The sequence below is a fragment of the Mycolicibacterium tusciae genome (assembly GCF_002086795.1).
Classification (GTDB): Bacteria; Actinomycetota; Actinomycetes; order Mycobacteriales; family Mycobacteriaceae; genus Mycobacterium; species Mycobacterium tusciae.
This window is the reverse complement of sequence record NZ_MVIM01000040.1, coordinates 1-7830: the sequence shown is the minus strand read 5'-3', so window position 1 is coordinate 7830 and position 7830 is coordinate 1. Positions and strand designations below refer to the sequence as shown.

Here is a 7830-nt window from a genome sequence, read left to right as displayed (position 1 = left end):
CCACCGCGGTTCGGGCACACCCCACCGTGCCACCGCTGCCACCACGACAAGGGCAAGGGCCGCCGAACCGAGCAGCTCGGCCACGCCCGGGTGCGAGATCGGCTGGCCGCCGTCGACGGCACGCGCAATGATCGAGCCAACTGGGGGCAGGGCCAGCACACCCGACACCGCGGCTCCCACGGCGAGGACCACGAGCGGCGCCTGCTCGAGACCGGTGAGCCGACGAGGTACGGGTCGGTCCGGCGCGGCCTGTGCGGGGGCCGTCACGTCAGTCGACGGCTTGGCCCAGATCACCACCAGCATCTTTGCCGCATAGGCCGCCGACAGCGCGGAAGCGAGTAATCCCAGCCCGTAGAGCGCGGGGGAGTGCTGCGCTGCGGCGGTCAACACCGCGTCCTTGGTGGCCCACAGCGACAGCGGCGCGATTCCGGCCAGCGTGAGTGCCGCGATGGTGGCCGACCACCCCACCGCCCGCCAGCGCCGCGCCACACCGTGCAGGGCGTCCAGACGCTGGGTGCCCAGCAGCGACAACCACACGCCGGCGGCGAGGAACAGTCCGGCCTTGGTGGCGGCGTGGGCAACCAGGTGCGTGGCGCCGCCGCCGACGGCAGACGCACCGGCTGCCATCACCACGAATCCCAGCTGGGCGGCGGTGGATGCGGCGAGCAGCTGCTTGATGTCGCGCTGGGCGACCGCGACCGCGCCGAGCACCACCGCGGTGAGCACGCCTACCCACGCCGCCGCCGTCGCGGCCCAGCCGGTGGCGGCCAGCAGCGGTTGTGTCCGCAATAACAAATAGCCGCCCATCGCCACCATCGCCGCCGAATGCAGCAGGGCGCTGACCGGACTGGGGCCCGACATCGCCCGCGACAGCCAAAACGAGAAGGGCAGTTGCGCAGCTTTGCCGAGCGCGGCCACGAGCACCCCGAGCGCGATGACATCGCGCCACCCACCCTTTGCGTCGGAGAAACTATTCAGCGCCATCCCAGCGCCGCCGGCCAGCGCGGCGCCGGCGACCAGATACAAACCCAGGTCGGCGGTGCGCGTGGTGATGAATGCGGTCAGCCCGTCCGATACCCGGTATTGGTCGCGCCACCAAAACCCGATCAGCGCATAGGATGCCGCGCCCATCACCTCCCATCCCAGCAGCAGCGCGGGCAGCGTCGCGGCGGTCACCGTCAGGATTGCCGCGGCGGCGAACACCAGCATCAACCCGTGAAAGCGGCCTCGCGCCTCGCGGATGTTTCCGGCAGAGAACATCAGCACCAGTAGCGTCACGGTGGTGACCGCCGGCAGCACTGTCCCGGCGAGCGCGTCGACCCCAAGGCCAAACGGTGCACCGGCCATGAACGCCACCTGCACCGACGGCCGCGCGACGGCCACCACCACCGACACAGCCACGCACCCGAGCGCGGTGGCCATCGAGATCACGTCGGTCCACCGGTCGTCGCGGCGGGAGATCAACAAGGCGACTCCCACCGTGGCGGGCGTTGCGACCAGCAGCCACAGCAGCGCTGACATCACGGGGCTCATCCGGAAAGGTCGGCTGCCGTGTCGGTCATGTCGGTGCGACGCTCGCGGTGCAATGCCGTGGCTATGGCGAATCCCATCGCCATCTCCACTGTCATGGCGGCGATGACCACCAGCAGCAGCACCTGGCCGCTAGGTGCCGGCATGACGAACCACCAAAACCCTGCGGCGGCAAGGATGATCGCGTTGATCATCAACTCCAGGCCCATCATCACCATCACCACGACTTGCTGGGACAACGCACCGTAGAGTCCGACGCTGAACACCGCTGCCGCCGCCAACAACACCGTTTGTAAGGTCATCGGCCCACCCCTCCGGGTTGCGGGTCACGTGCGGGGCGGTGTTTGAGGTCGTCACCGAAACGGTCGTAGCGGGTACGGGCGGCCGCCAACACGATCCCGGCCACGATTGTGGCGACCATGACCGGGCTGATCACCGCCATGGTGAGCATGTGGGGACCCATCAGCTCCTCGCCGAGTGCCATGGTGACGTCGTGCGCGGGCTGGCCCTGCCGGGCGGGCCAGTCGATCAGCAGAATCCCGCAAGCCAAAAACACAAAGGTCGCCGCGGCGGCGGCGAGTGCGCGGCGGTTGTCGTGAACCATGCTCATCGGCATCAGCGCCGGGTTCATGCCCATGAACATGACCATGTAGACCGCCATTACCGCCATCTCCATCACCATCATCAAGATGGTGACCACGCCGATGTAGTTCTGCTGCAACAGCACAACTGCGACACCGACCGCAATGAACGAGGCCGCCAGCGCATACGTTGCCCGGGCCATCGAATCGACCCAGAACACCGCGGCCCCGGCAGCGACGGCGATGACTGCGAGCAGCCAGAACACGATATCGACGATCATGATGTGTCAACTCCTCCAGATGGCGATGACCGCCACCGCTAGGTCTTGCAACAACACGGCCGGCAGCAACACGACCCAGCCGATCTCCATGAACTTGTCCGGCCGCAACGCGGGTATTGCGCGCCGCAGCCACACCAAAACGCTAAGTAGCGCAATAGTTTTCACGACCGACCACAGCCAGTCGGGCAGCAGCGGCCCGGCGCCGCCGCCGAGGAACATCGGCACGGCGAACGCCGCGCCGGCGACCAGAACGGCGTAGCGGCCTGCAACAAACACCAGCCGGTCAACCCCGGACAGCTCGGCGGTCACGCCACCGGCGATGTCGTCTCCGAGCGCCGGACCGAAGGGTCCCCACACTGAAAACGCCAACACGCCAAGGCAATACGCCACAAATGCGACCGGCATCCACACCACGAACCACAAATCGTGCTGTGCACTGGCCACATCACCGACGCGTAGGCTGCCCGCAGCCACGGCGGGCGCGACGAGGGCGAACATCAGAGGCAGTTCATAACCCAGCGCGTGGGCGAGGAATCGATAGCCGCCGATCAATGAATGCACCGAATTGGGTCCCCAGCCGGCCAGCCATACCACCGCCCACATCATCACGTCCACGGCGTTGACCCACATGACGCCGACGTCGAGGTCCAGCAGCGTCCAGTGACCCAGCGGCACAACCACGATCATCAGCAGGGCGACCACGATCGGGCCGATGCATCCGATGCGCCACAGCAACGTGTCGGCGGCCACCAGGGTCCGGTGACGCTGACGCATCAGCCGGGCCGCCTCAACCAGCGGCGCCGCCACCGCGCTACCTGCGCCGTTGGCTCGTGCGGACAGCGTGCTGTCCAGGCTGGCCGCGAACAGGGCGAGCACGGCCAACAGGGCAGCGGCAGCAAGCGCCCACGCGCCGCTGACTGTCGTTACCTCAGGCACGCTGACCCATCTCCAGGGCGGGGGTGTCGATACCCAATCCGGCGATCACCAGGCGTGCCGTGGCGACGTCTAAACCCTCGACCAGGGCGGGCAGCATGTGATCGATTGCGCTGTCCTGCATGTGCAACCGGGGCGCATCAGCCTCGTCTCTAACTGCACGTTGCAGCACGTCGAGCCGTGTGAGCAGCCGATCGTAGGTATCTCCGGCCAGAGCCGCGGGCAGGCCGTATCGGCCGGTGTCGTCGGCTGCGATGGGGGCGAGATCGCGCAGCGCCCAACGCAGCACCCGAGAGCGGCGCACCGCGGTGGCCAACGCGTCGGCCTGTTGGCGGGCCGCGCGGCTGTCGACGGCGTCACCCAGCAGTACCCCGCGTAGCCGTCGTGCGCGCGCGGCGGCGCGCGGCCAGCCGGCCAGCACCAAGAGGTCGACGAGATGGTCGGTGTGGCGGGCTGCCTGCATCCAATTGCCCGATAGTGACGGCGTTTTCTCGTCGTTCGCGGCACCCATCATCTGAGCCTGGGCCGCGGTGATGACATCGCCCTGCAGCGCGCAGCGCAGCACCAGCCCCGCTGGCCAGTACGCGAGAAACGGACCCAGCCGCACGTGCAACTCGTCCATCTCCAAACCGTCGCGGTCCTCGCCACCTCGGGCCAGCGCGATTCCGGCCGGTGCCATATCCATATCGCCGTGGTCCGTGTGGTGGCCGCTGTGCCCCATGTCGTGACCGGCGTGGGCAGCGGGCTCACCGTGTTGTGCATGGCCGCCGTGGTCGTGGCTTTCCTGCTCGGGATGCTGAGCCGGGCTGTCGTGTGGCGCCCCGCCGCCGTGATCCATGTGCGGATAGCCGCCGTGGTGTGCCTCGGATGGGGTTCCCGCGGCGGGGGCGCCGTGTTCGGCGGGGCTGGAGAGCATCTGATGATCCTCGGAGTCGTCGCCGCAATGTCCTTCCTGCGCCGCTGACCGTGGACGCCCAGCGGCATCAGCTCGCTGCCGCCCGACATCGATCAAAACGCCGGCCGCACGGTCCAGTTCGTCGCTCGCCGACAAGACATCCCGGATCTCGAGGCGGGCCCGCGGGCCGGGCAGTTGGTCCCAGATGCGGTCGATCAGCTCGACGAGTTCATCGCCGGCGGCTCCGCAGACCGCCAAGACGTCGGCGTCGGCGGGTGAGCAGGCTTGACGCCATCCGCGCGCAGCGATCAGGTCCTGCGTTGCGGCGCGAAGAGCCCAATTTCCCGGTATCTCGGCGATGAAGACATGCGCCCGCCGAGCCGCGAGTTGTGCCAGCCATCGATTCAGGTCCATCGCAGCGCACCCTCTCGCCACGCCCACAGGACCGCGACGAGTAGTGCGGCCAGAAAAAGGAACATCTCAACGACTGCGGTTCCGCCCATCTCGCTGACAACCACCGCCCACGGATACATGAACAACATCTCGACGTCGAACGCCAGGAATATCAGCGTCGCCAGGTACCAGCGGACATGATAGCGCGACAGCGCGTGTTCCTCTGGTGCCCAACCAGATTGGAAGGGCAGCGAGATCAGTGCGGTGGCAGATACTGCAGTAAGTTGGTGTGCACCATAGGCACTGGCGACACCGGCGACGGCGACCAGCAAGGTCCACACCAACCCGGCCCACATATCCGCCTCCCCTCAGCGCATTTGCCCGTGCCTGGCGCGGACGGTTCCCATACCCTCTCTAGACGTACCCCGTAGGGGTATTTTCTGCAAGGGGGGTTGCGACCCCGGGGCCGGGCCGCCACTGGCCGGTGAACCGGTCTCATGTCGGCAGGACCGTGGTCGTCACGTATTGGTCGCGGCTTCGTGTTCTTCTTCATCGGCGGCTGATGGCGCTGTTCATGCGTACCGAACTGGTCGCGCCGGGCCTGCGGGTTTTGTCCAACGAGCAGTACAACCAGCTGTTCACCACGCACGGCACGGTGATGCTGCTGTTCTACGCCACCCCGATCGTGTTCGGTTTCGCCAACCTGGTGCTGCCGCTGCAGATCGGCGCCCCCGATGTGGCGTTCCCGCGGCTGAACGCGTTCTCGTTCTGGCTGTTCCTGTTCGGCGCGATGATCGCGGTCGCCGGCTTCATCACTCCCGGCGGCGCGGCCGACTTCGGCTGGACCGCCTACAGCCCGCTGACCGACGCAATCCACTCGCCCGGCGCAGGCGGCGACCTGTGGATCATGGGCCTGGCCGTCGGTGGTCTGGGCACCATCCTCGGCGGTGTCAACATGATCACCACCGTGGTCTGCATGCGCGCCCCCGGCATGACCATGTTCCGGATGCCGATCTTCACCTGGACATCCTGGTGACGTCCATCCTGGTGCTGCTGGCCTTCCCCCTGCTGACCTCCGCGCTGTTCGGCCTGGCCGCTGATCGCCACCTCGGCGCGCACATCTATGACCCGGCCAATGGCGGTGTGTTGTTGTGGCAGCACCTGTTCTGGTTCTTCGGCCATCCCGAGGTGTACCCTGCCGCTTACCCGCTGCCTCAGGGGAGTGAAAAATATGATGCGGCACGCGGTGTTTTACCGACCGGCGGGGAGGTCAATTCGGCTGATGGCTTGCCGAGGGTGTCGCAGAATGTCGAGAGCCGACATTCCAATTCCGTACGTGTACAGGGTGCGGCGTGGCCGAATCGCGATGAAGCACATGTTGGCGCCCTCGGTGACGATGTGCTGCTCAGTTCCCAGGATCCGGCGGTGAAACCACGATGCTTCAAACGCGTGCAACGCTGCGGTGTCATCAGCACCCACAATCGTTGCGTCTGCTTGGAATTGAACGGCGGCGGGCGGGAATAGCGGGATGCCACGATGGGGTACGGGGATAACGAACGCTACGCCGGGTTCGGTCCGGATGTTGGCGACCTTGACGGTAGTGGTTCTGGTCGTCACGTAGAGCATTAGCGGCTGCGACGGTGGCGAGACGGCGTAGACCACCCCGGTAGCGTGCGGGCTACCCCGCCGGGTCAGGGTGGACAGGGTGCCGAACGTGCGGCGGCGGATGGTGCGCTCGACCACTCCGAATGCCCTGTCCGGCTCCGTCATCGCTATCAGCTATATTGGTGTCGAGCTTAGCTGCGCAGCAGCTGACGCCGGTCACGGTATTCGGACTCGGTGATTTCGCCGTGCGCAAATCGGGCTGCCAGAATCTGTTCCGCGGCCGCCGGTGGTTGCGGTCGCGCCGTCGTGTCGGCGGTGGCGAGTCGGACAAGCAGAACGAGTCCGCTGATCAGCAGCGCCCAAAAGAGCACCATCCCAATGCCCATTGCGGCGTAACTCCACCAGCCCGTGTCGCCGTACCAGATCATCACAGCAACTCTCCTTGATCGCCGTGGCTGCTGTTGCAGCAGCCGCTCTCGGGATGTCAATGGGTTAAGAGATCAGATTAGAGGCCACGGAAACTGCACTGGGGGTCTTTGGTTCATCAATACCGGCCGCCTGTCGGGCCGGATAGATCGCGCGCTGGCCGGTTGATTGTCGCTCATTGCACTGCCTCGCTGCCGCGAGGTTGGCGGGCCACGATGACCGGTATGCGTGCCGCCTGGACCACAGCCGCGCTGACCGATCCGAGCGGCATGCCGCCGAAGCCGCCTCGGCCATGGCTGCCGACGACAAGCAATTGCGCCGATTCTGCCGCTTCAATCAAGTGATGCGCTGGCTGCTTCAGCACGACCACACGGCGCACGTACACGTCGGGGTAGCGTTCTTGCCAGCCTGCGAGGCGTTCGGCGAGCCGTTCTTGAGTTGCCCCCACGATCGTTGACCATTCCATGTCGTAGGTGCCTGACAGGTCCGTGTCGTCGTAGGCGTGCAATGCCAGCAGTTCGGAATGCCGCCGCGACGCTTCGTCGAACGCGATGGCGGTGGCGAACTCCGACGCAGGGGTGCCGTCGATGCCCACCACGACTCGGGCTGATGCTCCGCGGTCAGCAGACCCCGGCAGTTCGTCGTGAATGACCGCAACCGGGCAATGCGCCCGATGCACCAACCCCGAGCTCACCGACCCCAACAACACCCGACGCGCCCAGGTGCGGCCGCGGGATCCAACGACAACCATGTCGGCTTCTTTGCTGAGCTCGACAAGTGTGGGGAGGGTCGGTGATCCCAAGACTTCACCGCTGATCTCCGGGGGAGCTCGGTGCTCCCCGCTGTCGAGCGCCATCGCAACGGCATCGTCAACGATGCCACGGGCCTGTGTTTCGTGCTCGTCGATAACCTGCGCGGGCATCGGGATCCCCGGCCAGGTAGCCGACGCCCCCATCTGCGGCGGCGCAGGCAACACGTGGACCACCGTTAGCGGAGTGTTTCGCAGCGCGGCCTCATGCGCCGCCCAGTGCAGCGCCGCGAGCGACGAGGCGGATCCGTCGACGCCAACCACGATTCCCCGCCGAATGTTTGCCGCTCGCCCCATCGGGTCCTTAAGTTCGTAGGTGCAGTTACTTCGTGTTGTTACGTTGTGCTGTGACCCGGGTGGGCCGGGTGAGGCTGCATC

Annotated in this window: 9 protein-coding genes and 1 pseudogene; 1 reads left to right on the top strand and 9 read right to left on the bottom strand. The window is 66.5% G+C overall.

The window, feature by feature from the left end; genetic code table 11:
• The 6 genes from BST47_RS29975 to BST47_RS29950 form a co-directional block, all read right to left on the bottom strand.
• A partial coding sequence (locus tag BST47_RS29975; RefSeq protein ID WP_083129372.1) for a proton-conducting transporter transmembrane domain-containing protein occupies nt 1–1521 on the bottom strand: 1521 nt, incomplete at its 3' end.
• Between the two features lie 8 nt (nt 1522–1529).
• Entirely contained in the window at nt 1530–1832 is a 303-nt protein-coding gene (locus BST47_RS29970; protein ID WP_083129370.1) for an NADH-quinone oxidoreductase subunit NuoK, read from the bottom strand.
• Nucleotides 1829–2392 (bottom strand): NADH-quinone oxidoreductase subunit J, encoded by a 564-nt coding sequence (locus BST47_RS29965; RefSeq protein ID WP_083129369.1) that lies wholly within the window; start codon nt 2390–2392, stop codon nt 1829–1831. Before BST47_RS29965 ends, BST47_RS29970 begins: the two co-directional genes overlap by 4 nt.
• 6 nt (nt 2393–2398) lie before the next feature.
• Nucleotides 2399–3328 carry a complex I subunit 1 family protein gene (locus BST47_RS29960; RefSeq protein ID WP_083129368.1) on the bottom strand — a complete coding sequence of 310 codons (930 nt, stop codon included), beginning with the start codon at nt 3326–3328 and terminating at the stop codon, nt 2399–2401.
• Nucleotides 3321–4634: a hypothetical protein gene (locus BST47_RS29955; protein WP_107529132.1), complete on the bottom strand. Its 1314-nt coding sequence runs from the start codon at nt 4632–4634 to the stop codon at nt 3321–3323. Before BST47_RS29955 ends, BST47_RS29960 begins: the two co-directional genes overlap by 8 nt.
• Entirely contained in the window at nt 4625–4969 is a 345-nt protein-coding gene (locus tag BST47_RS29950; RefSeq protein WP_083129367.1) for an NADH-quinone oxidoreductase subunit A, read from the bottom strand. The genes BST47_RS29955 and BST47_RS29950 overlap by 10 nt, the downstream gene beginning before the upstream one ends.
• Nucleotides 4970–5149: 180 nt before the next feature.
• Here BST47_RS29950 and BST47_RS29945 point away from each other — a divergent pair.
• Nucleotides 5150–5822: pseudogene (locus BST47_RS29945) on the top strand (cbb3-type cytochrome c oxidase subunit I); the annotation flags it as partial.
• Between the two features lie 42 nt (nt 5823–5864).
• Here the strand turns inward: BST47_RS29945 and BST47_RS29940 are convergent.
• The 3 genes from BST47_RS29940 to BST47_RS29930 all read right to left on the bottom strand — a co-directional run bounded on the left by BST47_RS29940 (nt 5865) and on the right by BST47_RS29930 (nt 7749).
• On the bottom strand, nt 5865–6383 hold the full coding sequence (locus BST47_RS29940) for a pyridoxamine 5'-phosphate oxidase family protein (RefSeq protein WP_083129366.1): 519 nt from the start codon (nt 6381–6383) through the stop codon (nt 5865–5867).
• Between the two features lie 26 nt (nt 6384–6409).
• Nucleotides 6410–6646, bottom strand: coding sequence for an SHOCT domain-containing protein (locus tag BST47_RS29935; protein WP_420094075.1), 237 nt, complete (start codon nt 6644–6646; stop codon nt 6410–6412).
• Between the two features lie 173 nt (nt 6647–6819).
• Nucleotides 6820–7749, bottom strand: coding sequence for a universal stress protein (locus tag BST47_RS29930; protein WP_083129364.1), 930 nt, complete (start codon nt 7747–7749; stop codon nt 6820–6822).
• Between the last annotated feature and the right edge of the window lie 81 nt (nt 7750–7830).